Origin of the sequence: Mycobacterium paraseoulense (assembly GCF_010731655.1) — a bacterium.
In the GTDB taxonomy this organism is placed as follows: Bacteria; Actinomycetota; Actinomycetes; order Mycobacteriales; family Mycobacteriaceae; genus Mycobacterium; species Mycobacterium paraseoulense.
This window is the reverse complement of the sequence record NZ_AP022619.1, coordinates 5250502-5276627: the sequence shown is the minus strand read 5'-3', so window position 1 is coordinate 5276627 and position 26126 is coordinate 5250502. Positions and strand designations below refer to the sequence as shown.

25 protein-coding genes are annotated in these 26126 nt (G+C 70.4%); 13 read left to right on the top strand and 12 right to left on the bottom strand.

Translation table 11 applies throughout. From position 1 onward, the window contains the following. Positions 1 to 3 precede the first annotated feature (3 nt). From manB to rfbD, 3 genes are read right to left on the bottom strand one after another with little or no spacing between them, the layout of a single operon-like run. Entirely contained in the window at positions 4 to 1083 is a 1080-nt protein-coding gene (gene manB, locus G6N51_RS24635; RefSeq protein WP_083169889.1) for a mannose-1-phosphate guanylyltransferase, read from the bottom strand. After that, the gene (locus tag G6N51_RS24630; protein ID WP_083169887.1) at positions 1076 to 1984 is read right to left on the bottom strand and encodes a glycosyltransferase family 2 protein; all 909 of its coding nucleotides are present in this window, start codon (positions 1982 to 1984) and stop codon (positions 1076 to 1078) included. Before G6N51_RS24630 ends, manB begins: the two co-directional genes overlap by 8 nt. Next, on the bottom strand, positions 1977 to 2882 hold the full coding sequence (gene rfbD, locus G6N51_RS24625; RefSeq protein WP_083169885.1) for a dTDP-4-dehydrorhamnose reductase: 906 nt from the start codon (positions 2880 to 2882) through the stop codon (positions 1977 to 1979). The genes G6N51_RS24630 and rfbD overlap by 8 nt, the downstream gene beginning before the upstream one ends. Before the next feature lie 99 nt (positions 2883 to 2981). Here rfbD and G6N51_RS24620 point away from each other — a divergent pair, with 99 nt between their 5' ends. From G6N51_RS24620 to ctpC, 4 genes are all read left to right on the top strand, one after another. Next, the gene (locus G6N51_RS24620) at positions 2982 to 4454 is read left to right on the top strand and encodes an LCP family protein (RefSeq protein WP_083169883.1); all 1473 of its coding nucleotides are present in this window, start codon (positions 2982 to 2984) and stop codon (positions 4452 to 4454) included. After that, positions 4442 to 5155 carry a TIGR03089 family protein gene (locus G6N51_RS24615; protein ID WP_197747127.1) on the top strand — a complete coding sequence of 238 codons (714 nt, stop codon included), beginning with the start codon at positions 4442 to 4444 and terminating at the stop codon, positions 5153 to 5155. The genes G6N51_RS24620 and G6N51_RS24615 overlap by 13 nt, the downstream gene beginning before the upstream one ends. Positions 5156 to 5255: 100 nt before the next feature. Further along, on the top strand, positions 5256 to 5537 hold the full coding sequence (locus tag G6N51_RS24610; RefSeq protein ID WP_083169881.1) for a DUF1490 family protein: 282 nt from the start codon (positions 5256 to 5258) through the stop codon (positions 5535 to 5537). Positions 5538 to 5547: 10 nt separating this feature from the next. After that, positions 5548 to 7725 (top strand): manganese-exporting P-type ATPase CtpC, encoded by a 2178-nt coding sequence (gene ctpC / locus G6N51_RS24605; protein ID WP_083169879.1) that lies wholly within the window; start codon positions 5548 to 5550, stop codon positions 7723 to 7725. On the opposite strand, the gene G6N51_RS24600 is transcribed toward ctpC, so the two are convergent. Continuing rightward, positions 7672 to 9327, bottom strand: a complete 1656-nt coding sequence (locus G6N51_RS24600; RefSeq protein ID WP_083169877.1) for an AMP-binding protein — start codon at positions 9325 to 9327, stop codon at positions 7672 to 7674. The two genes, ctpC and G6N51_RS24600, sit on opposite strands and share 54 nt — an antisense overlap. Before the next feature lie 115 nt (positions 9328 to 9442). Between G6N51_RS24600 and G6N51_RS24595 the strand changes: the two genes are divergently transcribed. Further along, the gene (locus tag G6N51_RS24595; protein WP_083170080.1) at positions 9443 to 10378 is read left to right on the top strand and encodes a class I SAM-dependent methyltransferase; all 936 of its coding nucleotides are present in this window, start codon (positions 9443 to 9445) and stop codon (positions 10376 to 10378) included. Between the two features lie 13 nt (positions 10379 to 10391). Next, positions 10392 to 11588 (top strand): CoA transferase, encoded by a 1197-nt coding sequence (locus tag G6N51_RS24590; protein ID WP_083169875.1) that lies wholly within the window; start codon positions 10392 to 10394, stop codon positions 11586 to 11588. A gap of 10 nt (positions 11589 to 11598) precedes the next feature. Here the strand turns inward: G6N51_RS24590 and G6N51_RS24585 are convergent, their stop codons facing one another. From G6N51_RS24585 to G6N51_RS24560, 6 genes are all read right to left on the bottom strand, one after another. After that, the gene (locus G6N51_RS24585) at positions 11599 to 12039 is read right to left on the bottom strand and encodes a response regulator (RefSeq protein WP_083169873.1); all 441 of its coding nucleotides are present in this window, start codon (positions 12037 to 12039) and stop codon (positions 11599 to 11601) included. After that, positions 12036 to 13577, bottom strand: coding sequence for a sensor histidine kinase (locus G6N51_RS24580; protein ID WP_083170078.1), 1542 nt, complete (start codon positions 13575 to 13577; stop codon positions 12036 to 12038). Before G6N51_RS24580 ends, G6N51_RS24585 begins: the two co-directional genes overlap by 4 nt. 71 nt (positions 13578 to 13648) lie before the next feature. After that, positions 13649 to 14839: a PP2C family protein-serine/threonine phosphatase gene (locus G6N51_RS24575; protein ID WP_083169871.1), complete on the bottom strand. Its 1191-nt coding sequence runs from the start codon at positions 14837 to 14839 to the stop codon at positions 13649 to 13651. Positions 14840 to 14975: 136 nt separating this feature from the next. Beyond that, positions 14976 to 16145, bottom strand: a complete 1170-nt coding sequence (locus G6N51_RS24570) for an acyl-CoA dehydrogenase (RefSeq protein WP_083169869.1) — start codon at positions 16143 to 16145, stop codon at positions 14976 to 14978. A gap of 16 nt (positions 16146 to 16161) precedes the next feature. Next, complete coding sequence (gene purE / locus G6N51_RS24565; protein WP_083169867.1) at positions 16162 to 16683, bottom strand: 5-(carboxyamino)imidazole ribonucleotide mutase; 522 nt, start codon at positions 16681 to 16683, stop codon at positions 16162 to 16164. After that, on the bottom strand, positions 16676 to 17905 hold the full coding sequence (locus tag G6N51_RS24560; RefSeq protein ID WP_180134410.1) for a 5-(carboxyamino)imidazole ribonucleotide synthase: 1230 nt from the start codon (positions 17903 to 17905) through the stop codon (positions 16676 to 16678). The genes purE and G6N51_RS24560 overlap by 8 nt, the downstream gene beginning before the upstream one ends. A gap of 97 nt (positions 17906 to 18002) precedes the next feature. Here G6N51_RS24560 and G6N51_RS24555 point away from each other — a divergent pair, with 97 nt between their 5' ends. Then, a complete protein-coding gene (locus tag G6N51_RS24555) occupies positions 18003 to 18662 on the top strand; it encodes a GtrA family protein (protein ID WP_083169865.1) in 660 nt (219 codons plus the stop codon). On the opposite strand, the gene G6N51_RS24550 is transcribed toward G6N51_RS24555, so the two are convergent. Beyond that, the gene (locus G6N51_RS24550; RefSeq protein ID WP_083169863.1) at positions 18617 to 19135 is read right to left on the bottom strand and encodes a PH domain-containing protein; all 519 of its coding nucleotides are present in this window, start codon (positions 19133 to 19135) and stop codon (positions 18617 to 18619) included. The two genes, G6N51_RS24555 and G6N51_RS24550, sit on opposite strands and share 46 nt — an antisense overlap. A 10-nt stretch (positions 19136 to 19145) precedes the next feature. Beyond that, entirely contained in the window at positions 19146 to 19958 is an 813-nt protein-coding gene (locus G6N51_RS24545) for a biotin--[acetyl-CoA-carboxylase] ligase (RefSeq protein WP_083169861.1), read from the bottom strand. A 49-nt stretch (positions 19959 to 20007) separates the two neighbouring features. Here G6N51_RS24545 and G6N51_RS24540 point away from each other — a divergent pair, with 49 nt between their 5' ends. The 6 genes from G6N51_RS24540 (at position 20008) to G6N51_RS24515 (ending at position 25948) form a co-directional block, all read left to right on the top strand. Continuing rightward, positions 20008 to 21648 carry an acyl-CoA carboxylase subunit beta gene (locus G6N51_RS24540; RefSeq protein WP_083169859.1) on the top strand — a complete coding sequence of 547 codons (1641 nt, stop codon included), beginning with the start codon at positions 20008 to 20010 and terminating at the stop codon, positions 21646 to 21648. Between the two features lie 23 nt (positions 21649 to 21671). Next, positions 21672 to 21971 carry an acyl-CoA carboxylase subunit epsilon gene (locus tag G6N51_RS24535; RefSeq protein ID WP_083169857.1) on the top strand — a complete coding sequence of 100 codons (300 nt, stop codon included), beginning with the start codon at positions 21672 to 21674 and terminating at the stop codon, positions 21969 to 21971. Next, positions 21968 to 22624, top strand: coding sequence for a Maf family protein (locus G6N51_RS24530; protein WP_083169855.1), 657 nt, complete (start codon positions 21968 to 21970; stop codon positions 22622 to 22624). The genes G6N51_RS24535 and G6N51_RS24530 overlap by 4 nt, the downstream gene beginning before the upstream one ends. Before the next feature lie 91 nt (positions 22625 to 22715). After that, positions 22716 to 23609 (top strand): sulfurtransferase, encoded by an 894-nt coding sequence (locus tag G6N51_RS24525; RefSeq protein ID WP_083169852.1) that lies wholly within the window; start codon positions 22716 to 22718, stop codon positions 23607 to 23609. Beyond that, positions 23606 to 24052: a SufE family protein gene (locus G6N51_RS24520; RefSeq protein ID WP_083169850.1), complete on the top strand. Its 447-nt coding sequence runs from the start codon at positions 23606 to 23608 to the stop codon at positions 24050 to 24052. Before G6N51_RS24525 ends, G6N51_RS24520 begins: the two co-directional genes overlap by 4 nt. Positions 24053 to 24151: 99 nt before the next feature. Continuing rightward, a complete protein-coding gene (locus G6N51_RS24515) occupies positions 24152 to 25948 on the top strand; it encodes an acetyl/propionyl/methylcrotonyl-CoA carboxylase subunit alpha (RefSeq protein ID WP_083169848.1) in 1797 nt (598 codons plus the stop codon). The last annotated feature ends 178 nt before the right edge of the window (positions 25949 to 26126 follow it).

Sequence of the window (26126 nt, the reverse complement as noted above, 5' to 3'; positions counted from 1 at the left end):
GGGCTAGACGTCGGAGGAGTAGCGGATCCCGCCGTCGGGAATCGAAACACCGGGCCAGACGCGGGCGCCGCGCAGCAGCTCGCAGCGCGCGCCGATGTCGGCGCCATCGCCGATCACGCCGTCGCGGATCAGCGCCCGCGGGCCGATGCGCGCGCCGAAGCCGATGATGGAGCGCTCGATCACGCTGCCCGCCTCCACCTTGACGCCGTCGAAGATCACGGCGCCGTCCAGCCGGACGCCGGGGCCGATCTCGGCGCCCCGCCCGACGACGGTCCCGCCGACCAGCACCGCGCCCGGCGACACCGCCGCGCCGTCGTGCACCAGCTGCTCGCCGCGGTGCCCCTGCAGCGCCGGCGACGGCGCGATGCCGCGCACCAGGTCCGCCGAACCGCGCACGAAGTCTTCCGGCGTGCCCATGTCCCGCCAGTAGGTGGCGTCGACATAGCCGCACACCTTGACGTCCGGATCGGAGAGCAACGCGGGGAACACCTCGCGTTCGACCGACACCTCGCGGCCCCGCGGGATGCGGTCGATGATGTCGCGCGCGAACACATAGGTGCCGGCGTTGATCTGATCGGTGGGTGGATCCTGCGTCTTCTCCAAAAAGGCGGTGACGCGGCCGTTTTCGTCGGTGGTCACGCAGCCGAAGGCCCGCGGGTCGCCGACCCGGACCAGGTGCAGGGTGACGTCGGCCCGGCTGCCGTGGTGAAAGTCGAGCATCTGGCCCAGGTCGGCACCCGAGAGGACGTCGCCGTTGAACACCATCACGGTGTCGTGGCGCAGGTGGCCGGCGACGTTGGCGATGCCGCCGCCGGTCCCCAGCGGCCGCTCCTCGGTGACGTATTCGATCTGCAGGCCCAGCTTGGACCCGTCGCCGAACTCCGCCTCGAACACCGCGGCCTGATACGAGGTGCTCAGAATGACGTGCTCGATGCCCGCGGCGGCGATCCTCGACAGCAGGTGGGTCAGGAACGGCAGCCCGGCGGTGGGCAGCATCGGCTTGGGCGCCGACAGCGTCAACGGCCGCAGCCGGGTCCCCTTGCCGCCCACCAAGATCACGGCATCGACTTGCGGGTTAGCCATGTGAGCGCCGCCCTTCCGCCAGTTTCCGTCTCCGCCCGCGCAGCGCGCCGCGCACCATCAGCCGGGACCGTACCGCCAGCGCGGCCCACAGCACCCAGCGCAGCGGCGCGCGCCACCAACCCGAATGCCGGTCGGCCAGGAACATATAGGTGCTCTTGTGATGCGCTGCCAGGTGGCTCGCCGGGTCGTCCCCGGTGGAGTGGCCCTTGTGGTGCAGCACCTCGGCCGACGGCACGTAGACGCTCAGCCAGCCGGCCCGGCCGAGCCGGTCCCCGAGGTCGACGTCTTCCATGTACATGAAGTAGCGCTCGTCGAACCCGCCGACCTGGGCGAAGGCGGACCGGCGGACCAGCAGGCACGACCCCGACAGCCAGCCGACCGGGCGCTCCGTGGGCTCCAGCCGCTCCTGCCGGTACGCCGCTGTCCACGGGTTGCGCTTCCAGAGCGGCCCGACGACCGCGTGCATGCTGCCGCGGACCAGGCTGGGCAGGTGGCGCGCCGACGGGTAGACCGAGCCGTCCGGATCGCGGATGAGCGGGCCCAGCGCCCCGGCCCGCGGCCAGCGAGTGGCGGCGTCGAGCAGGGCGTCGATGCTGCCCGGGCCCCACTGCACGTCCGGGTTGGCCACGATCACCCAGTCGTCGTCGACCTCCGGTGTCTCGGCGAGCTGCGCGACCGCGCGGTTGATCGCGGTGCCGTACCCGAGGTTGGCCCCGGTGTGGAACAGCCGCGCGTTCGGGTAGCGCTCGAGGGCGGCCTGCGGGGTGCCGTCGGTGGAGCCGTTGTCGGCCATCACCACGCACACGGGCCGCTCGGTGGCCAGCGACAACGAGGCCAGGAAGCGCTCGAGGTGCGGGCCCGGTGAGTAGGTCACCGTCACGACCGGCAGGACGTCAGTCACGCGTAGAGGGTAACGGTCGATCAGCGGCGACGGTGGTATCGGTGGCGGCCAGCGCCGCGACAAGCGCAGCGCGCCAGGGCCTTAACGGCCGCAGCCCGGCCGCGGCGGACCGGCGCCCCGACAGCGCGGAGTAGCTGGGGCGCGGCGCGGGGCGGGGAAATTCCGCGGTGCTGACCGGATGTACCCGGGCCGGGTCGGCGCCGCACTCCTCGAAGATCGCCCGGGTCTGCTCGAAGCGGGAAACCGCGCCCTCGTTGGCGGCGTGCAGGATGGGCCCGGGCACGCGGTCGTCGACGATTTGCAGCAGGGCCGCCGCCAGGTCGCCCACGTAGGTCGGGGAGCCGACCTGGTCGTGGACCACCCGCACCGGTCCGTCCCCCGCGGCCAGCCGGCGCATGACGGCGACGAAGTCCTTGCCGTCGCCGCCGGTGTAGACCCAGGCGGTCCGGACGATGACGGCATCCGGCAGCGCCGCCAGCACGGCCTGCTCCCCGGCGAGCTTGCTGCGCCCGTACACGCCCACCGGGGCGGTTTGGTCGTCGGGTTCGTACGGACGCGGGTCCGCCCCGCCGAAGTCTCCGTTGAACACGTAGTCGGTGGAGACGTGGATGAACCGCGCGCCGGCGCGCGCGCAGGCCTTGGCGATGTTCTCGGGGCCGGCGGCGTTGACGGCGTAGGCGCCGGCCTCGTCGCTCTCGGCGCCGTCGACGTCGGTGTAGGCCGCGCAGTTGATCACCACGTCGCCGCGCTGGACGATCCGCCCGGCGGCGGCCGGATCGGTGATGTCCCACTGCGACGACGTCAGCGCCAGCACGTCGCGGCCCTCGGCGGCCGCCAACGAGCGCAAAAAGCCGCCGAGCTGCCCCCCGGCACCGGCGATCACGATCCTGCTCGACATCGTTCGAGTCTGGCATGCCCAGGAAAGCGGGGGCGAACGCCCGGGGCGCGCGGGGCCTCGCTACCCACGAAGCGTCTGTGTCGCAAGTAACCTAGTGGGATGCCTGTGCAACGTGTGATTCGTGTGATTGCCACTGCGCTCACGCTCGTCGTCGTCCTCGGCACCGGCCTGGCGTGGAGCAACGTCCGGTCCTTCGAGGACGGCATCTTTCACATGTCCGCACCCTCGCTCGGCAAGGGCGGCGACGACGGCGCGATCGACATCCTGCTGGTCGGGCTCGACAGCCGCACCGACGCCCACGGCAACCCCCTGTCGCAAGAGGAGCTGGCCACCTTGCGGGCCGGCGACGAGGAAGCCACCAACACCGACACGATCATCCTGATCCGGATCCCCAACAACGGGAAGTCGGCGACCGCCATCTCGATCCCCCGCGACTCCTACGTCGCGGCCCCCGGGCTGGGCAAGACGAAGATCAACGGCGTCTACGGCCAGACCCGCGAGGCCAAGCGCGCCAGCCTGGTAAAGGCCGGCGACTCGGCCGAGGACGCCGCGGCGCAGGGCACCGAGGCCGGGCGCGAGGCGCTGATCAAGACCGTCGCCGACCTCACCGGCGTCACCGTCGACCACTATGCCGAGATCGGCCTGCTCGGCTTCTCCTTGATCACCGACGCGCTCGGCGGCGTGGATGTCTGCCTCAAAGAGCCGGTGTTCGAACCGCTTTCGGGCGCCGACTTCCCTGCGGGCCCGCAGCGGCTCGACGGGCCGGAGGCGCTCAGCTTCGTCCGCCAACGCCACGAGTTGCCGCGCGGCGACCTGGACCGGGTGGTGCGCCAGCAGGTGGTGATGGCCTCGCTGGCCCACCGGGTCATCTCCGGCAAGACGCTGTCCAGCCCCACCACGGTCAAGAGGCTGGAGTCCGCCGTGCAGCGCTCGGTGGTGATCTCCCAGGGTTGGGACGTCATGGATTTCGTCCAGCAGATGCAGAAGCTGGCCGGCGGCAACGTCGCGTTCGCCACCATTCCGGTGCTGGACGGGGCCGGCTGGAGCGACGACGGCATGCAGAGCGTGGTGCGGGTGGACCCGCGTCAGGTGCAGGACTGGGTCAGCGGGCTGCTGCACGACCAGGAGCAGGGCAAGACCGAGGAGATCGCCTACACCCCGGCGAAGACGACCGCCAGCGTGGTCAACGACACCGACATCAACGGCCTGGCGTCGGCGGTCTCGCAGGTGCTGACCGCCAAGGGATTCGGCGCCGGCACGGTGGGCAACAACGACGGCGGCCACGTCAAGGGCAGCCAGGTGCGGGCCGCCAAGACCGACGACCTCGGCGCCCAGGAGGTGGCCAAGGAGCTGGGCGGGCTGCCGGTGGTCGCCGATCCCTCCGTCGCGGCGGGCTCGGTCCGGGTGGTGCTGGGCAACGACTACAGCGGCCCCGGCTCGGGGCTCTCCGGCACCGGGACGGTGATGCCCGCCAAGGTGTCCAACGTCGGTTCGGTGGCGGCCGACCCCAACGTCCCGGCGCCCTCGCCGATCCTGACCGCCGGTTCCGACAAGCCCGAGTGCATCAACTGAGCACGCTCTCCGGCGCCATCCTCGACCCGATGCTGCGGGCCGACCCGGTCGGCCCGCGCATCACCTACTACGACGACGCGTCCGGCGAGCGGATCGAGTTGTCCGCGGTGACGCTGGCCAACTGGGCGGCCAAGACCGGCAACCTGTTGCGCGACGAACTGGGCGCCGGGCCGGGCAGCCGGGTCGCGATCCTGCTGCCGGCGCACTGGCAGACCGCGGCCGTGCTGTTCGGGGTGTGGTGGATCGGCGCCGAGGCGGTGCTCTCCGGCGCGGGGGACATCGCCATGTGCACCGCCGAACGGCTGGACGAGGCGGACTCGGCGGTGGCCGGGGAGGTCGCGGTGCTGTCGCTGGATCCGTTCGGGCGCCCGGTCCCCGACCTGCCGATCGGGGTCACCGACTACGCCACGGCCGTGCGGGTGCACGGCGACCAGATCGTCGCCGAACGCCATCCCGGCCCGGCGCTCGAAGGCCGATCGGTCGACGAGGTCCTGGCCGATTGTCAAAGTTCAGCCGCCGCAAGGGAATTGACGGCCGCCGACAGGGTGCTTTCCACCGCGGCGTGGTCCGGGCCCGACGAGTTGGTGGACGGCCTGCTCGCGATCCTGGCAGTCGGCGGGTCGCTGGTGCAGGTGGCCAATCCCGACCCGTCGGCGCTGCAGCGCCGGGTCGAGACCGAGAAGGTCACCCGGGTGCTGTAGGGCCGCCGTCCCGCCCCGATTCATATTGATATCGCAATATTTCGATGTTAACGTCGAGCGAGCATCAACTGACGCCGCGACGACAGGGAGGTCCGGGCACATGGCGGGGTACGCGCTCTTGGCAAAGGCGGCATCGACGGTGGTCACCGGCCTCGTCGGCGTGACGGCCTACGAGGTGGTGCGCAAGGCCGTGGCCAAGGCGCCGCTGCACGAGACCGCCGTGTCGGCCGCCGAACTGGGGCTGCGGGGGACACGCAGGGCCGAGGAGGCCGCCGAGTCGGCCCGCCTGAAGATCGCCGACGTCATGGCCGAGGCCCGCGAACGCATCGGCGAGGAGTCCCCGACGCCGTCGGTCACCGACGCCCACCAGCACGAGCACTGATCGGGCGGGCATGTCCCCCGGTACGGTCGCGCTCCCCGACATCACCACGGAAGACCCCGCGCTGCAGATCGTTTCGGACGCGGCGGGGCGCATGCGGGTGTCCGTCGAATGGGTCCGGTGCAACTCGCGGCGCGCGGTGGCGGTCGAGGAGGCCGTCGCCACGTGCGACGGCGTGCGCGTGGTGCACGCCTACCCGCGCACCGGATCCGTCGTCGTCTGGTATTCGCCGCGGCGCTGCGACCGCTCCGCGGTGCTGGCGGCGATCGGGTCGGCCGCGCACGTCGCCGCCGAGCTGATCCCGGCGCGGGCGCCGCATTCGTCGGAGATCCGCAACACCGACGTGTTGCGGATGGTCGTCGGCGGTGCGGCGCTGGCCCTGCTCGGCGTGCGCCGCTACGTGTTCGCCCGGCCGCCGCTGCTCGGCCCGAACGGCCGGGCGCTGGCCACCGGCGTCACCGTCTTCACCGGCTACCCGTTCCTGCGCGGCGCGCTGCGCTCATTGCGCTCCGGCCGGGCCGGCACCGATGCCCTGGTGTCGGCCGCGACCGTGGCGAGCCTGGTGCTGCGCGAGAACGTGGTGGCGCTCACCGTGCTCTGGCTGCTCAACATCGGCGAGTACCTGCAAGACCTCACGCTGCGCCGGACCCGGCGCGCCATCTCCGAACTGCTGCGCGGCAGCCAGGACACGGCGTGGATCCGGCTGACCGACGGGACGGAAGTCCAGGTGCCCATCGACGGCGTGCAGATCGGCGACGAGGTGGTCATTCACGACCACGTCGCGATCCCGGTGGACGGCGAGGTGGTCGACGGCGAGGCGATCGTCAACCAGTCCGCGATCACCGGCGAGAACCTGCCGGTCAGCGTGGTGGTCGGCGCGCACGTACACGCCGGGTCCGTCGTGGTGCGCGGACGGCTGGTGGTACGCGCGCAGGCCGTCGGGAACCAGACCGCGATCGGGCGCATCATCAGCCGGGTCGAGGAGGCCCAACACGACCGGGCGCCCATCCAGACCGTCGGCGAGAACTTCTCCCGCCGTTTCGTTCCCACCTCGTTCGTCGTCTCGGCCCTGACCCTGGCGGTCACCGGCGACGTGCGCCGCGCGATGACCATGCTGCTGATCGCCTGCCCCTGCGCGGTGGGCCTGTCCACCCCGACCGCGATCAGCGCCGCGATCGGCAACGGCGCCCGCCGCGGCATCCTGATCAAGGGCGGCTCCCACCTCGAACAGGCCGGCAGGGTGGACGCGATCGTGTTCGACAAGACCGGGACGCTGACCGTCGGCCGCCCGGTGGTCACCAATATCATTGCCCTGCACAAGGACTGGGAGCCCGAGCAGGTGCTGGCGTACGCGGCGAGCTCGGAGATCCACTCGCGGCACCCGCTGGCCGAGGCGGTGATCCGCTCGACCGAGGAGCGCCACATCACCATCCCGCCGCACGAGGAGTGCGAGGTGCTGGTGGGCCTGGGCATGCGGACCTGGGCCGACGGCCGCACCCTGCTCCTCGGCAGTCCCGGGCTGCTGCGCGCCGAAAAGGTGCGGGTGTCGAAGAAGGCGTCGGAGTGGGTGGGCAGGCTGCGGCGCCAGGCCGAGACCCCGCTGTTGCTCGCGGTCGACGGCAAGCTGGTGGGGCTGATCAGCCTGCGCGACGAGGTGCGGCCCGAGGCGGTCGAGGTACTGAAGGAGTTGCGCGACAACGGCATCCGCCGGATCGTCATGCTCACCGGCGACCACCCCGACATCGCCGAGGTGGTCGCCGAGGAGCTGGGGATCGACGAGTGGCGCGCCGAGGTGATGCCCGAGGACAAGCTCGAGGTGGTGCGCGGGCTGCAGAACGACGGCTACGTGGTCGGCATGGTCGGCGACGGCATCAACGACGCGCCGGCCCTGGCCGCCGCCGACATCGGGATCGCCATGGGCCTGGCCGGGACCGACGTCGCCGTCGAGACCGCCGACGTGGCGCTGGCCAACGACGACCTGCACCGCCTGCTCGACGTGCGGGACCTGGGCGCCCGGGCCGTCGACGTCATCCGGGAGAACTACGGCATGTCCATCGCGGTCAACGCCGCCGGGCTGATCATCGGCGCCGGCGGGGCGCTGTCCCCCGTGCTGGCCGCCATCCTGCACAACGCGTCGTCAGTTGCCGTGGTGGCCAACAGCTCCCGGCTGATCCGCTACCGCCTGGACTGATCCGCCCGCGGCCAGCACCCGCTTGAGCACCTTGCCGCCCGCGTTGCGGGGCAGTGCGTCGACGAACAGGACGTCGCGGGGAACCTTGAAGCGGGCCAACCGGTTCCGCACGTACTCCTTGACGTCGTCCTCGGTCAGCGCCGCGCCCGGCCGGACCACCACGTACGCGCGCAACCGTTGGCCGAACTGCTCGTCGTCCACGCCGAGGACTGCGGCCTCGACGACGTCGGGATGATGCGCGAGCGCGTCTTCGACCTCGCCGGGGTACACGTTCTCCCCGCCGGAGACGATCATCTCGTCGTCGCGGCCGTCGATGAAAAGCCTTCCCTCGGAATCGAAATGGCCGATGTCGCCGGTCGACATCAGACCCCCGATCGACTCCTTGGTGCCGCCGCCGGTGTAGCCCTCGAAGGCCAGCACGTTACCGACGAAGATCCGGCCCGGCGTCCCCGGCGCAACCTCATGGCCGTCGTCGCCGAGGATCTTGACGACCGATCCGGGCACCACCGCACCCACGCATCCGGGCGCGGCGGCCAGGTCGGCGGGCGTGGCGATGGTGGCATAGGCCACCTCGGTGGACCCGTACATGTTGTAGACCACGGGACCGAGCGCCTCGAGCGCCCGGGTGGCCAGCGCGGCACCGAGCTGCGAGCCGCCGACGAACACGATGCGCAACGAGGACAGGTCGTGCTCGGCCAGGGCCGCCGGCCCCAGATCGAGGATGCGCCGCAACATGATCGGCACGACGATCATGGCGCTGGCCCGATGCGCGGCCACGCCGGCCAGCGCTTGGCGGGCGTCGAACTGGCGGCGCAGCACCAGGGTCGAGCCCAGCACCATCGCGTACATCGCGTGGCTGAACCCCATCGAATGGAACAGCGGCACACAGCATTCGGTGACCTCCCGGCCGCGGAACGGTGCCTTGCCGAGCAATCCGCCGACCGGTATCAGCGAACTGGGTTCGGAACGCGCGGCGCCGTTCGGCGTACCCGTGGTACCGCTGGTCGCGATGACGATCTTGGGCCGCCCACCCGACGGGGGCGGCGGACCGGGGTCACCGCGTTCGATCAGCGCGTCGAGGCTGTCGGGGGCGGGGGTCTGGGTCCAGGCCCGGATCCGGCCCAGCCTCGGCCGGACGTCGGCGACGACGGCGTCGTACTCCTCGTCGTACACCAGCAGGTCGGCGCGTTCACGGGACAGCATCTCGGCCAGCTGCGCGGCGCCGAACCCGGTGTTGAGCAGCAGGACACCGGCGCCGCACTTGGCGGCGGCGTACACGGCTTCCAGGAAGCCCCGGTGGTTGCCCACCAGGATCGCCACGCCGGCCCCCGGTCCGAGGCCGCGCCGCCGCCACTCGTTGGCCAACGCGTTGGTGCGCTCGTCCAGCTCGCCGAACGTCAGGGGGCCCCGCTCGTCGATCAGCGCCAGCCCGTCGCGGTCTCGCCCGGCCGCGATGGCCGTCGCCGCCCCGAGCAGGCCGAAGCGCTCCAGGGCGCGCAGCACCGAGGGGATTTGTCCGGGCGCGATCCACCGCAGGCCCCCGGACCGGGCATAAAGAAGCAGCGACCGGGCTTCCAGACCCGCGCGCCGGACGATTTGCACACGTCGATGCTGCCGCCCGGCCCGGTCCGGGGTAAGGGCGCAACGCCACTACCGGGTGGGGCCTTTGGTCACCATCGTTATTCTGGCTAACGACTAGACGGAAGGGGCGGTGCCGATGACGCGTACCGAGGACGACACCTGGGACCTGGCCACCAGTGTGGGGGCCACCGCGACCATGGTGGCCGCCGGACGGGCCCGGGCCACCCGCGACGGGCTCATCGACGACCCGTTCGCCGAGCCACTGGTGCGCGCCGTCGGCGTCGACTTCATGACCCGGTGGGCCGCCGGTGAATTGAGCTCCGCCGCCGTCGACGAGCCGGGCGCCCCGTGGGGCATGCAGCGCATGACCGACATGCTGGCCGCCCGCACGCGCTACATCGACGCGTTCTTCGCCGAGGCCGGCGCCCAACAAGACCCGGCCATCCGCCAGGTCGTCATCCTGGCCTCCGGCCTGGACGCGCGCGCCTACCGGCTGCCGTGGGCGGCGGGCACCACCGTCTTCGAGATCGACCAGCCGCAGGTCATCGAATTCAAGAACGCCACCATCGCCGCGCTCGGCGCCGAGCCCACCGCCGAGGTCCGGGCCGTCCCGATCGACCTGCGCCACGACTGGCCGTCGGCGCTGCGCAGGGCCGGGTTCGACACCGGGCGGCCCGCCGCCTGGGCCGCCGAGGGACTGCTCGGCTTCCTGCCGCCCGAGGCGCAGGACCGGCTGCTCGACGACATCACCGCGCTCAGCGCCGACGGCAGCCGGCTGGTGGCCGAGGTCTTCGTCAACTCCGGGACCAGTGGGGACGCCCTGAACGCCGCCAGCCAGAAGTGGCGGGACAACGGCCTGGACATCGCGCTGGGCGACCTGGGCTTCCCCGGCGAGCGCAACGACGCGGCGGCCTACCTGCAGCGGCGCGGCTGGCGCGCGGTTCGAACCCCCCTGAATCGGCTGTTGGCCGACAACGGGTTACCTTTGCAGCGCACCGACCCCGGTGCGCCGTTCGCCGAGAACTACTACTGCACGGCCATTTTGCCCAGGGCCGAGCGCGCTGCCCGTTGACGGAAGGCCACCCATGGCAAACAGCACCCCGGCCAAGCCCCTGGACGGATTCCGGGTACTCGATTTCACCCAGAACATCGCCGGGCCGCTGGCCGGGCAGGTGCTGGCCGACCTCGGTGCCGAGGTGATCAAGGTCGAGGCGCCCCACGGCGAGGCGGCCCGGCAGATCACCGCGGTGCTGCCCGGGCGCCCGCCGCTGCCCACGCTGTTCCTGCCGCACAACCGGGGCAAGAAATCGGTGGCGGTCGACCTCACCGACGACGCCGCCAAGCAGCAGATCCTGCGGCTGGTCGACACCGCCGACGTCGTGCTGGAGGGGTTTCGCCCCGGCGTGATGGAACGCATGGGTCTGGGCCCCGACGACCTGCGCGCCCGCAACCCCAGGCTGATCTACGCGCGGCTGTCGGCCTACGGCGGCAACGGCCCGCACGGCAGCCGGCCCGGCGTCGACCTGATGGTCGCGGCCGAGTCGGGCATGACCACCGGGATGCCGACGCCGACCGGCAAGCCGCAGATCATCCCCTTCCAGCTGGTGGACGCCGCGAGCGGGCACGTGCTGGCCCAGGCGGTGCTGGCCGCCCTGCTCAACCGCGAGCGCCACGGCGTGGCCGACGTGGTGCGGGTCGCCATGTACGACGTCGCGGTCAACCTGCAGGCCGGCCAGCTCACCATCCACCTGAACAAGCCGACGGAGGCGGCCAAGCCGAAGCCGGACTCCGAGCCGAAACCCAAGAAGCGCAAGGGTGTCGGCTTCGCGACCCAACCGTCGGACGCGTTCCGGGCCGCCGACGGGTACCTGGTGATCAGCGCGTACGTGCCCAAGCACTGGGCCAAGCTGTGCCGGATCATCGGCCGGCCGGACCTGCTGACCGACGAGCGATTCATCGACCAGCGTTCGCGCGCAATGAATTACCCCGAGCTGACCGAGGAGCTCGAGTCGGCGCTGGCGACCAAGACCGCGGCCGAATGGGTTGAGCTGCTTCAAGAAGGCGGCCTGATGGCCTGCCTGGCCTACACCTGGAAGCAGGTGGTGGACACCCCGCTGTTCGCGGAGAACGAGCTGGCCCTGCGGGTTGGCGGCGAGGACCCGATCACCGTGGTGCGCATGCCCGCGCGCTACTCGAGCTTCGACGCGGTGACCACCGATCCCCCGCCGGCGCCCGGGCAGCACAACGACGAGTTCCTGAGCGCGCCGCAGACGGCGGGCTAGGCGGACACCGTCACAGGCTGGGCAGGCGCACCACCTGGACGAAGAACTCGTCGATCTGCCGGACCGCCTTCATGAACTGGTCCAGGTCAACGGGTTTGGTCACGTAGGCGTTGGCGTGCAGCTTGTAGCTGCGCAGGATGTCCTCCTCCGCCGAGGAGGTGGTCAGCACGACCACCGGGATGCGGGCCAGGTCCGGGTCGGACTTGATCTTCTCCAGCAGCTGGCGGCCGTCGTACTTGGGCAGGTTGAGGTCCAACAGGATGAGGTCGGGCCGCGGCGCGTCGGTGAACTGGCCGCGCCGGTAGAGGTAGTCGAGACCCTCCTCGCCGTCGTGCGCCACGTGCAGCCGGTTCTGGAGTTTGTTGTGCTCGAAGGCTTCTCGCGTGATGAGCTCGTCTCCCGGGTCGTCTTCGACGAGCAGGATGTCGATGGCTCTACCGGCCGATGTCATTCATGCGCTCCTTCCAAAGCGGCTGGGCGTGACGCGTCCGCGTCCGGGTCGGGCTCGGGCCCGGCCATGGGCAGGGTGAACTCGAACCGCGTTCCCTCGGTGCGGGGCGTGTCGATCCGAATGGTGCCGCCATGGTGCTCGACGATCTTCTTGACCAGCGCGAGGCCGACGCCGGTCCCGGCGTACACCTCGCGGCCGTGCAGGCGCTGGAAGATGACGAAGACCTTGTCGGCGAATTCCGCCGGGATGCCGATGCCGTTGTCCGACACGGTGATCACCCATTCGCCGTCGTGGTTGCCGGCGCCCGGCACACACTCGATGACGACGCGAGGCCGGCGATCCTTGTGCCGGAACTTCACCGCGTTGCCGATGAGGTTCTGCCACAGCATCGTCAGCAGCATCGGATCGCCCTTGATACGCGGCAGGGCGTCGGGTCGCACGATCTCGGCCTCGGACTCCTCGACCGCGAGGGCCAGGTTGGCCAGGGCCGAATCCAGCGTCGCGTCGACGTTCACATCGGTTTCCGTGGTGCCCAGCCGGCCGACGCGCGAGAAGGTGAGCAGGTCGTTGATCAGCGCCTGCATCCGCTTGGCCCCGTCGACCGCGAACCCGATGTATTCGATGCCGCGCTCGTCGAGCTTGTCGCCGTAGCGACGCTCCAGCAGCTGACAGAACGAGGCGACCTTGCGCAGCGGCTCCTGCAGGTCGTGCGACGCGACGTAGGCGAACTGCTCGAGTTCGGCGTTGGACCGGCGCAATTCGGCCGCCTGCTCGTCCAGTTGCGCCTGGGCCGAACGCGACACCTCGAGCTCCTCGACCATCCGTTTGCGCATGTTCTCCACGTCGATCGCCATGTCGCGAACGTCCTTGGGCCGCCTCGGCGGTGTGATGCTCTCATCGAAGCTGCCCTGGGTGATCCGCCTGCACGCCGCGGCCAGCGCCGCGAGCGGACGGGCGACCGTGTCCCGGACCAGGAAGCCCAGCAGCCCGGCGGTGACGAAGAACAGCAACACCATGGCGCCGAGCACCCGGTTGCGCCAGGCGTCGGTGTGTTTGAGTTCGTAGGCGGCGGTCACCCGGGCCGCGGACAGGTTCGCGTTCTGCCGATCGAAAAGCGTTCGCAGATGGTCGAATTCGTTCTTTCCGCGCTCCGCCGACGGCTTGCTTGTGACGTTCTTGCCGGTGGGCATCACCGTGGCGATGACCGGTTCGGCGTAGCTCGCCCGCCAGTTGGCCGCGGCGTCCTCGATCGCCACCAGGTCGACGATGAGGTCCGGGCGCTGGCCCAGGCGGCGCCGGATCTCTTCCGCCGCCACCTGTTCGGCGTGCTGCCCGTCGTAGTACGGCGTGAGGAATTGCCGGTCCCCGGCGATCAGGTAGCCGCGGATTCCGGTCTCCTGGTCGCGCAACGCGGCCTGCAACTGGAAGGCCGCCACGCGCGCCGGCTGGATGTTGTCGACGAGCTGGTGCGTCATCTCGTCCGTGCGGTTCAGCAGTGCCGCGCCGATCAACGCGCCGGCCAGCACCATCACGCCCATGCTGACCAGGATGAGGGCCTGCCATCCGCGCACGGTGAGCTGCGACAGCCGCAGGCGGCGCAACCTGGGGGTCACCTGGTGGTCCTTTCGACCCGCAGCACGGCGATGTCGTCGGTCAGCCCGCCTTGGGGCTGAGCGAGGCGCTGGGCCCCGTCGATGAGCGCGTCGACGAACTCCGGACCCGGCCGGTCCGCGTGCGAGCGGGCGAGCTCGAGCAGGCCCTCCTCGCCGAGGCGGCGGGCGCCCTGCCCCGCATATCCCTCGAACAGCCCGTCGGTGAGCAGCAGCAGGCCGTGCCCCGCGGGCAGATCCATCTCGTGTAGCGGCCAGTCGTCATCGGCGCGCAGGCCCAGCGCCGGGCCCCCCGGCGGCTCCACCCATTCCACGGAACCGTCGCGCTGTAACAGCATCCCGGGATGGCCGGCCCGGATGGCGGTGATGCGCGAGCCGTCGGGCGGGATCTCCAGACTGAGCACCGTCGCGAAAACCCCTGTGCCCGTTCGTTCGGAGTGCAGCACCCGCTCGAGTTGCCGCATCAGTTCCACCCCGTGCACACCGGCGAAGGTGAGCGCGCGAAAGGCGATCCGCAGCGCCGCGCCCAGGGCGGCCTCGTGCGGCCCGTGCCCGGCGACGTCGCCGATCAGGACGTGGACGACACGGTCGGGCGTCTGCACCACGTCGTAGAAGTCCCCGCACAGCAGCGCGTCCTCCCGGCTCGGCCGGTACCGGGCGACGATGTCGACGCCCGGGTTGTCCAGCAGCAGCGGGGAGGGCAGCAACCCGCGCTCGAGTAGCGCGTTCTCGCGGGCCCGCAGCCGGGTCGCGTGCAAATCGGCGGCGATCAGCTCGGCGCGCTTGCGCTCGATCGCGTACAGCAGCGCGCGCCGCAGCATCTCGGGCTCGACGCGGCCCTTCACCAGGTAGTCCTGGGCGCCGGCCGCGACCGCGGAGGCCCCGAAGAACTCGTCGTTCAGGCCGGTCAGCACGACGATCGGGACGGTGGCGTCGCGCTTGGCGATGCGGTCCAGCGCGTCCATGCCGTTGGCGTCGGGCAGGTGCAGGTCCAGCAGCACACAGTCGGGCCGGGCGGAGGCCAGCTCGCGCTCGGCGTGCGCCATGGACTGCGCCCACACCACCCGGATGTCGGCGACCGCGTCGGCGATCAGGTCTTCCACCAGGACCGCGTCGGCGCGGTCGTCCTCGACCAACAGCAACGACAATGACTGCCAAGCCGCCGGTGTCATCGGAGCGCGCACGGGCATCAATTCCCGGTCATTCGAGGATGCGCAGAGGTAGCCACTCTGTTCACTTCAGACCCCCTGCCGCGGGCAAGACCCATCGCACGACTCTACGTCCGGCCTACCACCCCGAATGGTCAACCGTCGGAGATCCTATCGGTCAGCGCAGCAACGCCCGCGACATGACCACGCGCTGAATCTGATTGGTGCCCTCGTAGATCTGGGTGATCTTGGCGTCGCGCATCATCCGCTCGACCGGGAAGTCGACGGTGTAGCCGGCGCCGCCGAAGAGCTGCACCGCGTCGGTGGTCACCTCCATCGCGACGTCGGAGGCCCAGCACTTGGACGCCGCGGAGATGAAGCCCAGGTTGGATTCGCCGCGCTCGGCGCGGGCGGCCGCGTGGTAGACCATCAGCCGGGCGGACTCGAGCTTCATCGCCATGTCGGCGAGCATGAACTGCACACCCTGGTTGTCGCTGACCGGACGGCCGAACTGCTTGCGATCCCTGGTGTAGGCGATCGCGGCGTCCAGCGCGCCCTGGGCGATGCCCACCGCCTGGGCGCCGATCGTGGGCCGGGTGTGGTCCAGGGTCGCCAGCGCGGTCTTGAAACCGGTGCCGGGCTCGCCGATGATCCGGTCGCCCGGGATGCGGCAGTTCTCGAAGTACAGCTCGGTGGTCGGCGAGCCCTTGATGCCCAGCTTGCGTTCCTTGGGACCGACGGTGAAACCCTCGTCGTCGGCGTGCACCATGAACGACGAGATGCCGTTGGCGCCCTTGTCCGGGTCGGTGACCGCCATCACCGTGTACCAGGACGACTTGCCGCCGTTGGTGATCCAGCACTTCGCGCCGTTGAGGATCCAGTCGTCACCGTCGGCCTTGGCCCGGGTGCGCATCGAGGCGGCGTCGCTGCCTGCTTCCCGCTCGGAGAGCGCGTAGGACGCCATCGCGGTGCCGTCGGCGATCGACGGCAGCACCTGCTTCTTGAGCTCGTCGGAGCCGCGCAGGATCAGCCCCATGGTGCCCAGCTTGTTCACCGCGGGGATCAGCGACGCCGAGGCGTCGACGCGGGCGACCTCCTCGATCACGATGCACGCGGCGACGGAATCGGCGCCCTGGCCGCCGTACTCCTCGGGCACGTGCACCGCGTTGAACCCCGAGGCGTTCAACGCCTCGAGCGCCTCGTCCGGGAACCGGGAATTCTCGTCAACGTCGGCGGCGTGCGGGGCGATCTCCTTCTCCGCCAGCGCACGGATCGCGGCCCGCAGTTCCTGGTGTTCCTCGGGCAACTGGAACAGATCGAACGTGGGGTCTCCGGCCCAACCAGCCATCTCGAGCCTCCTATAGCTACTCGCCGGTAACTTTACCCTGACGCTGTTGCAGCGCCTCGTCCTTGGCCCGCACGCTCTCGGCCAGCTGGGCCTGGAACTCGACGATCCGCGCGCGCAGCGCCGGGTCGGACGCGCCGAGCATGCGCACGGCGAGCAGGCCCGCGTTGCGGGCGCCCCCGATGGAGACCGTGGCCACCGGGACGCCCGCCGGCATCTGCACGATGGACAGCAGCGAGTCCAGGCCGTCCAGCCGCGCCAGCGGCACCGGCACGCCGATCACCGGCAGCGGCGTCGCGGACGCAACCATCCCGGGCAGGTGCGCGGCGCCGCCGGCGCCGGCGATGATCACCTCGATGCCACGCTCGGCCGCCCCGCGCGCGTAGTCGAACATGACCTGGGGCGTGCGATGCGCCGAGACCACCCGGACCTCGGCCGGTATGTCGAATTCGGCCAGCGCCTCCGCGGCGTCGGCCATCACCGACCAGTCGCTGTCGCTGCCCATGATCACCCCGACGCGCGGCGCCTGAGTACTAGTCATGCGGATCCCATCCGTCCGTCCACTGCCCGTGTGACAACCAGTGTGCCGCCAGCTCGGCGCGCGTCCGCAGCGCGGCCACCTCCGCCATATCGGTGCCCAGGAAGTTGATGTGGCCGACCTTGCGACCGGGCCGTTCGTCCTTGCCGTACAGGTGAACCCGGGCGTCTGGCATCCGCGCGAACAGGTGGTGCAGCCGCTCGTCGATCGTCATCGCCGGCCGCTGCGGCGCGCCGAGCACGTTGGCCATCACCGTGACCGGCGCGACGGCGTCGGTGTCGCCGAGCGGATAGTCCAGCACCGCGCGCAGGTGCTGCTCGAACTGGCCGGTGCGCGAGCCGTCCATGGTCCAGTGCCCGGAGTTGTGCGGCCGCATCGCGAGCTCGTTGACCAGCAGGGCGCCGTCGGTGGTCTCGAAGAGCTCGACGGCGAGCACCCCGACCACGCCGAGCTCGGCGGCCAAGCGCAACGCCAGCTGCTGGGCGGCCGCGGCCATGTCGTCGGGCAGCTCGGGCGCGGGCGCGATCACCTGCACGCAGATCCCGTCCCGTTGCACGGTCTCGACCACCGGCCACGCCGCGCCCTGGCCGAACGGGGACCGCGCCACCAGCGCCGAGAGTTCGCGGCGCAGGTAGACCTGCTCCTCGGCCATCACCGGCACCTCGTCGGCCAGGAAAGTGGCCGCGATCTCTCGGGCGTGCAACGGGTCGCGCGCCATCCGCACCCCGCGCCCGTCGTAACCGCCGCGGACCGCCTTCACGACCACGGGACCGGCGATGCGGTGCGCGAAGGCATCGAGTTCGTCGAGGCTCCGGATCTCCGCATAGCTGGGCACGGGAACGCCCAGCGCCTCCAGCCGCCGGCGCATGACCAGCTTGTCCTGGGCGTGCACCAGCGCCTGCGGCGGCGGCGCGACGTTGACGCCTTCGGCGACCAGCTTGTCCAGCAGCTCGGCCGGCACGTGCTCGTGGTCGAACGTCAACACGTGGGCACCGGCCGCGACCCGGCGCAGGTCTTCCAGGTCGGTGTGCGAGCCGATCACGACGTCGGGGGTGACCTGCGCGGCCGACTCGTCGGCGGCGGTGGCCAGCACCCGCAGGGTCTGCCCGAGGGCGATCGCGGCCTGATGGGTCATCCGGGCCAGTTGACCGCCGCCGACCATGGCGACCAACGGCGATACTGCGGGGACGGGCCCGGGCGGGCGTGTACTCGGCACGGCCATCATGGTGTCATGGCACCGGCGGCGTGTTGACCGGCGGTGACGCCGAATCGTTATGTACCATTTTGCGTCGATTTTGTGTGCATCCGTACACTGACGACTTGTGCCCTTCGCCGAAGCCGCAATCGAGCGTCTGCCCGGGTTTATTCAGCCCTATTTGCTGCGCCACCACGAACTGATCAAATTCGCCATCGTCGGCGGAACGACGTTCGTGATCGACTCGGCGATTTTCTACACGCTGAAGCTGACAATTCTGGACTACAAGCCGGTCACCGCGAAGGTCATCGCCGGCATCGTCGCGGTGATCGCGTCCTACGTGTTGAACCGCGAATGGAGCTTCCGCGACCGCGGCGGCCGTGAACGCCACCACGAGGCGCTGCTGTTCTTCGCCTTCAGCGGCGTGGGGGTGCTGCTCTCGATGGCGCCGCTGTGGTTCTCCAGCTACGTCCTGCAGCTGCGGGAGCCCACGGTGTCGCTGACCGTGGAGAACATCGCCGACTTCATCTCGGCCTACGTCATCGGCAACCTGCTGCAGATGGCGTTCCGCTTCTGGGCGTTCCGGCGCTGGGTGTTCCCCGACGAGTTCGCGCGCAACCCCGACAAGGCGCTGGAGTCCGCGCTGACCGCCGGCGGCATCGCCGAGATGCTCGAGGACGAGATCGAGGGCGGGAACGTCACGCCGCTGCGGGCCTGGCGCAACCGGGCCAGCCGGTTGACTCAGCTGGGCGACTCCTCCGAGCCGAGGGTGTCGAAAACTTCGTGATACAGCAGCGCGTGCACGTCGCGCAGCCGCGGAATGTCGGAGAACTCCAACGGATCTTGTGACGCCGATTCGATAATCAGCGTTCCCGTGCGAAACATCCGTTCGGTAATCCGGTCGCGGAATTCCACGCTGTTGATCCGCGCCAGCGGGATATCGATTCCGCTGCGGGTCAGCACCCCGTGCCGAAACATCACCCGCCGGTTCGTCACGACGAAGTGCGTGGTCAGCCAGGACAGGAACGGCCACAGCGTCAGCCAGCCGACGATCACCAGCCAGACGCCCCAGATGACGCCGTAGATGACGTTCTTGGCCAGCTGGCCCCAATGCGTCGAGTTGAGGTAGCCGGAGCCGAACGACGCCAGCGCCGTCGCCAGCAGGAGAGCCACCACCGGCCAGATCAGCCGCTTCCAGTGCGGGTGGCGGTGGACGATCACCTGCTCGCCGGCCGCCAGGACGTTATCCGGATAGCTCACTCGCCCGAAGCTACCGCAAATGCACCACGTCACCGGCGGAAACGACGACGGTCTGTCCCCCGGCCTCGATGCACAGCCGGCCCTGGTCGTCGACGGCGCTCGCCAGGCCGACGACCTCCTTGCCGCCGGGCAGGTGTGCGCGCACCCGGTTGCCGAGGGTCAGGCTGCGCGCGCGGTAGTCGGCCGCCAGCGCCCAGTCGGCCCCGCGCGCGGCGCGCCAGGCCACGATCCGCCGGCCGAGCTCGGACAGCAGCCCGCACACCAGCCGGGTGCGGTCGGGCACCGGCACCCCCAGGTCGAGCAGCGAGGTGGCCCCCTCGATGCCGTCAGGGGCCTGGAATACGTTGAGCCCCAAGCCGATGACCACCACCGGCTTGGCCACCTCGGCCAGGATGCCCGCCAGCTTGCCCGGCGACTCCGGGGGACCCGCCAGCACGTCGTTGGGCCACTTGAGCCCGACCCGAAGCCCGTCGAGCAGCGGGGCGACCGTGTCGACCACCGCCACCCCGGTGGCCAGGGGCAGCCACCCCCACCCGGCGGTCGGCACGTCGACGATGCTGACGCCGACCGACATCGTGATCTGGGCCCGCGGGGTGGCCGACCAGTCGCGGCCGTGGCGCCCGCGACCGGCGGTCTGGTGCTCGGCGATCAGCACGGCGCCGGCCACGTCGGTCCCCGACGCCGCTTGCGCGAGCAGGTCGGCGTTGGTGGAGCCGGTCTGTTCGACGACGTCCAGCCGGCGCCAACCCAGCCCGGCGCCGATCAGTTCGGCACGCAGCGCGGCCTCATCCAGCGGTGCCCGGAGCTCATCGGTGTCCATCACCGCCCAGCCTAAAACTCCGCCCCGACGGCGGCCGATACCATCGGATCCCATGACAAGCGTTACCGACCACACCGCGGAGCCGGCCGCCGAGCACACCATCGACATTCACACCACCGCAGGCAAGCTGGCCGAACTGCACAAGCGCCGGGAAGAGTCGCTGCACCCGGTGGGCGAAGAGGCGGTCGAGAAGGTGCACGCCAAGGGCAAGCTGACCGCCCGCGAGCGCATCCTCGCCCTGCTCGACGAGGACTCGTTCGTCGAGCTCGACGCCCTGGCGCGGCACCGCAGCAAGAACTTCGGCCTGGAGCACAACCGACCGCTCGGCGACGGCGTGATCACCGGCTACGGCACCATCGACGGCCGCGACGTCTGCATCTTCAGCCAGGACGCCACGGTGTTCGGCGGGAGCCTCGGCGAGGTGTACGGCGAGAAGATCGTCAAAGTCCAGGAGCTGGCGATCAAGACCGGCCGCCCGCTGATCGGCATCAACGACGGCGCCGGCGCGCGGATCCAGGAGGGCGTGGTCTCGCTCGGCCTGTACAGCAAGATCTTCCGCAACAACATCCTGGCCTCGGGCGTGATCCCGCAGATCTCGCTGATCATGGGGGCGGCCGCCGGCGGGCACGTCTACTCCCCCGCCCTGACCGACTTCGTCGTGATGGTCGACCAGACCAGCCAGATGTTCATCACCGGGCCGGACGTCATCAAGACCGTCACGGGCGAGGACGTCACGATGGAGGAGCTCGGCGGCGCCCACACCCACATGGCCAAGTCGGGCACCCTGCACTACGTCGCCTCCGGCGAGCAGGACGCCTTCGACTGGGTGCGCGACCTGCTGAGCTACCTGCCGCCCAACAACGCCACCGACGCCCCGCGCTACGCCGTGCCCATTCCCGAGGGCGCGATCGAGGACAACCTCACCGAGGAGGACCTCGAGCTGGACACGTTGATCCCGGACTCGGCCAACCAGCCCTACGACATGCACGAGGTGATCACCCGCATCCTCGACGACGACGAGTTCCTGGAGATCCAGAACGGCTACGCCACCAACATCGTCGTCGGGTTCGGCCGCATCGAGGGCCGGCCGGTCGGCATCGTGGCCAATCAGCCCACGCAGTTCGCCGGCTGCCTGGACATCAACGCCTCGGAGAAGGCGGCCCGGTTCGTGCGGACCTGCGACTGCTTCAACATCCCGATCATCATGCTGGTGGACGTCCCGGGCTTCCTGCCGGGCACCGGCCAGGAATACAACGGCATCATCCGGCGCGGCGCCAAACTGCTGTTCGCCTACGGCGAGGCCACCGTCCCGAAGATCACCGTGATCACCCGCAAGGCCTACGGCGGCGCGTACTGCGTCATGGGCTCCAAGGACATGGGTTGCGACGTCAACATCGCCTGGCCGACCGCGCAGATCGCGGTCATGGGCGCCTCCGGGGCCGTCGGCTTCGTCTACCGCAAGCAGCTGGCCGAGGCGGCCAAGGAGGGCAAGGACGTCGACGCGCTGCGGCTGGAGCTGCAGCAGGAGTACGAGGACACCTTGGTCAACCCCTACGTCGCCGCCGAGCGGGGTTACGTCGACGCGGTGATCCCGCCGTCGCACACCCGCGGCTATATCGGCACGGCGCTGCGGCTGCTGGAACGCAAGATCTCGCACCTGCCCCCCAAGAAGCACGGGAACATTCCGCTGTGAGCCGAACGAGCGGAGCGAACGCAGTGAGCGACGGGAGTAAGGCGAACAATCGGGCTGTGACAGACAAAAACGGTTCCGCGCCAACCCAACCCGCGCACGAGGCACACGAGTCGCACGAGCCGCACATCCACATCGTCAAGGGGCATCCCACCGACGAGGAGCTGGCCGCGCTGGTCACCGCGCTCGGCCTGGTCGGCGGCGGCGTCCCCGAGCCCACCGAGCCCGAGCCCACCCGCTGGGGCCTGCCGGTGGACCGGCTGCGGTTCGCGATGTCCAACTACCAGCGGCTCACCATGCAGCAAATGACACACATGAAGCGTTGACCCGCCTGGTCCTCGCGTCGGCCTCGTCGGGCCGCCGCAAGGTGTTGCGGCAGGCCGGCGTCGATCCGCTGGTCGTGGTCTCCGGTGTGGACGAGGACGCCGTCGTCGCCGAGCTGGGGCCGGGCGCCGAGCCGGCCGAGGTGGTGTGCGCGCTGGCGGACGCCAAGGCCGCACGGGTGGCGGGCGAACTGGGCGGCGCCGTCGCCGCGGATTGCGTTGTGCTCGGCTGCGATTCGATGCTGCACCTCGACGGCGAGCTGTGCGGCAAGCCCGGCTCGGCCGACGCTGCGATGGCCCAGTGGCGGGGCATGGCCGGCCGGTCGGGCCGGCTGCACACCGGGCACTGCCTGTTGCGGCTGAGCGGCGGCGCGATCACCGGCCGCGAAGTGCAATCGGCTTGCACCACAGTGCGTTTCGCCGACCCCTCGGACGCGGACCTGCGGGCCTACGTCGGCGGCGGCGAGCCGCTGCACGTCGCCGGCGGGTTCACCCTCGACGGGCTCGGCGGCTGGTTCGTCGACGGCATCGACGGCGACCCGTCGAACGTGATCGGCGTGAGCCTGCCGCTGCTGCGGTCGATGTTGGGCCGCGTCGGCCTGTCGGTCGCCGCGTTGTGGGCGGCAAACCGGGCAGCCGACATCCCCGAGACGTGAACCACGGCGGCCCGATCCGGCGTCTCGTCGCCATGGCGTAAGTGTCGCGGCGGCAAACGGCGCTTCCGGCCCTGACGGTAGGCTCGGTTGCGTGGCATTACCCCCCGACCCAAGCCCGACGCTGAGCGACTACGCCCACCCCGAACGGCTGGTCACGGCCGACTGGGTCTCCGCCCACCTGGGCACCCCCGGCCTGGTGATCGTCGAATCCGACGAGGACGTCCTGCTCTACGACGTCGGCCACATCCCCGGTGCGGTCAAGATCGACTGGCACACCGACCTCAACGACCCGAGGGTCCGCGACTACATCAACGGCGAGCAGTTCGCCGAGTTGATGGACCGCAAGGGCATCTCGCGCGACGACACCGTGGTGATCTACGGCGACAAGAGCAACTGGTGGGCCGCCTACGCGTTGTGGGTCTTCACGCTGTTCGGCCACCCCGACGTGCGCCTGCTCAACGGCGGCCGCGACCTGTGGCTGGCCGAGCGCCGGGAGACCACCCTGGACGTGCCGACCAAGACCTCCACCGGCTACCCCGTCGTCGCGCGCAACGACGAACCCATCCGGGCCTTCAAGGACGACGTGCTGGCCATTCTGGGCACCCAGCCGCTGATCGACGTGCGCTCGCCGGACGAGTACACGGGCAAGCGCACCCACATGCCCGACTACCCCGAGGAGGGCGTGCTGCGCGGCGGCCACATCCCCACCGCCCGGTCCATACCGTGGGCCAAGGCGGTCGACGAGAGCGGGCGCTTCCGCAGCCGCGAGGAGCTCGAGGAGCTCTACGACTTCATCACCCCCGACGACAAGACCGTGGTGTACTGCCGCATCGGGGAACGATCCAGTCACACCTGGTTCGTGCTCACCTACCTGCTGGGCAAGCCCGGGGTGCGCAACTACGACGGATCGTGGACGGAGTGGGGCAACACCGTGCGCACGCCGATCGTCGGGGGCGAAGAGCCGGGGGACGTTCCCGCCCGATGACCCTGCCCGCCCCGCTGGCTGAGGTGGTGTCCGACTTCGCGGAGGTCGAGGGCCAGGACAAGCTTGCGCTGCTGCTGGAGTTCGCCAACGAGCTCCCGGCCCTGCCCGCCGAATTGGAAGAGCACGCCATGGAGCCGGTGCCCGAGTGCCAGACCCCGCTGTTCCTGCACGTCGACGCCTCCGACCCGAACCGGGTGCGGTTGCATTTCAGCGCGCCCGCCGAGGCGCCGACCACGCGGGGGTTCGCCGCGATCCTGGCCGCCGGTCTCGACGAGCAGCCGGCCGCCGATATTCTGGCGGTGCCCGAGGATTTCTACGCCGAACTGGGGTTGGCCGCGCTGATCAGCCCGCTGCGGTTGCGCGGCATGTCGGCGATGCTCGCGCGCATCAAGCGGCGGCTGCGCGAATCCGGTCAAAATACCGGCACCGCCTCACCGGCCTGACGGCGCGGCGCATAGACTTCCCGATCAGTGTAAGAAACTCTCTTAAAGAAGCCCACGGCGGAAACACGTCCGCTTCAGATATGCCAAACAGGAGGCGCAGTGGCTAATCACGCCAGCTCGAGGATCTCCAAAGTGCTTGTCGCCAACCGCGGCGAGATCGCTGTCCGGGTGATCCGGGCGGCCCGCGACGCGGGCCTGCCCAGCGTGGCGGTGTACGCCGAACCCGACGCCGACGCGCCACACGTGCGCCTCGCCGACGAGGCGTTCGCCCTCGGTGGCCAGACCTCCGCGGAGTCCTACCTGGACTTCGGCAAGCTGCTCGACGCGGCGGCCAAGTCGGGCGCCAACGCCGTGCACCCGGGCTACGGCTTCCTCTCGGAGAACGCCGATTTCGCGCAGGCGGTGATCGACGCCGGGCTGATCTGGATCGGCCCGAGCCCCCAGTCGATCCGCGACCTCGGTGACAAGGTCACCGCCCGCCACATCGCCGCCCGCGCCCAGGCCCCCCTGGTGCCCGGCACCCCCGACCCGGTCAAGGACGCCGACGAGGTGGTCGCCTTCGCCAAGGAGTACGGCGTGCCGATCGCCATCAAGGCGGCCTTCGGCGGCGGCGGGCGCGGCATGAAGGTGGCGCGCACCATCGAAGAGATTCCGCACCTCTACGAGTCGGCGGTGCGCGAAGCGGTCGCCGCGTTCGGCCGCGGCGAGTGCTTCGTCGAGCGCTACCTGGACAAGCCCCGCCACGTCGAGGCGCAGGTGATCGCCGACCAGCACGGCAACGTCATCGTGGCCGGCACCCGCGACTGCTCCCTGCAGCGTCGCTTCCAGAAGCTGGTGGAGGAGGCGCCCGCGCCGTTCCTGACCGACGCGCAGCGCAAGGAGATCCACGAGTCGGCCAAGCGCATCTGCAAGGAGGCGCACTACTACGGCGCCGGGACCGTCGAGTACCTGGTCGGCCAGGACGGCCTGATCTCGTTCCTGGAGGTCAACACCCGCCTGCAGGTCGAGCACCCGGTCACCGAGGAGACCGCGGGCATCGACCTGGTGTTGCAGCAGTTCAAGATCGCCAACGGCGAAAAGCTGGACCTCACCGAGGATCCCACGCCGCGCGGCCACGCCATCGAGTTCCGGATCAACGGCGAGGACGCCGGGCGCGGCTTCCTGCCGGCGCCCGGCCCCGTCACCCGCTATGACACCCCCAGCGGACCCGGGGTCCGGCTGGATTCCGGTGTCGAGGCCGGTTCGGTGATCGGCGGCCAGTTCGACTCGATGCTGGCCAAGCTCATCGTGTACGGCGCCACCCGCGAAGAGGCATTACGACGCGCCCGCCGTGCTCTTTCTGAATTCCACGTCGAAGGGCTGGCCACCGTCATCCCGTTCCATCGCGCCGTGGTGTCCGACCCGGCGTTCATCGGCGACGGCGACGGCTTCTCGGTGCACACCCGCTGGATCGAGACCGAATGGAACAACACGATCGAACCCTTCACCGGTGGCGAGCCCCTCGACGAGGACGACGCCCGTCCCCGCCAGAAGGTGGTCGTGGAGGTCGGCGGCCGCCGGCTCGAGGTGTCGCTGCCGGCTGACCTGGCACTGGGTAACGGTTCCGCCGCCGATCCGGCCGGTGTCATCCGCACGAAGCCCAAGCCGCGCAAGCGCGGTGCGCACGCGGGCGCCGCGGCTTCCGGTGACGCGGTGACCGCCCCGATGCAGGGCACCGTGGTCAAGGTCGCTGTCGAGGAGGGGCAGGAGGTCGCCAGCGGCGACCTGGTCGTGGTCCTCGAGGCGATGAAGATGGAGAACCCGGTCACCGCACACAAGGACGGAGTGATCACCGGACTCGCGGTCGAGGCCGGCGCCGCCATCACCCAGGGCACGGTACTCGCCGAGATCAAGTGATCCGGCGTTCCTGAGAATTACCACAGGAATCGTTGTCGGCCCGCAGCACCGCGGGTAGGGTCAGGTCAGGTTGAGTTCACAGCCGTGCGGATCAGTCGACGGGCGCCGGGATTTTGAACTCACAGCTCTCTCCCTTGGGTCCACGCCTGGCCCATTCCGCAGCACATCCTCCTCTATG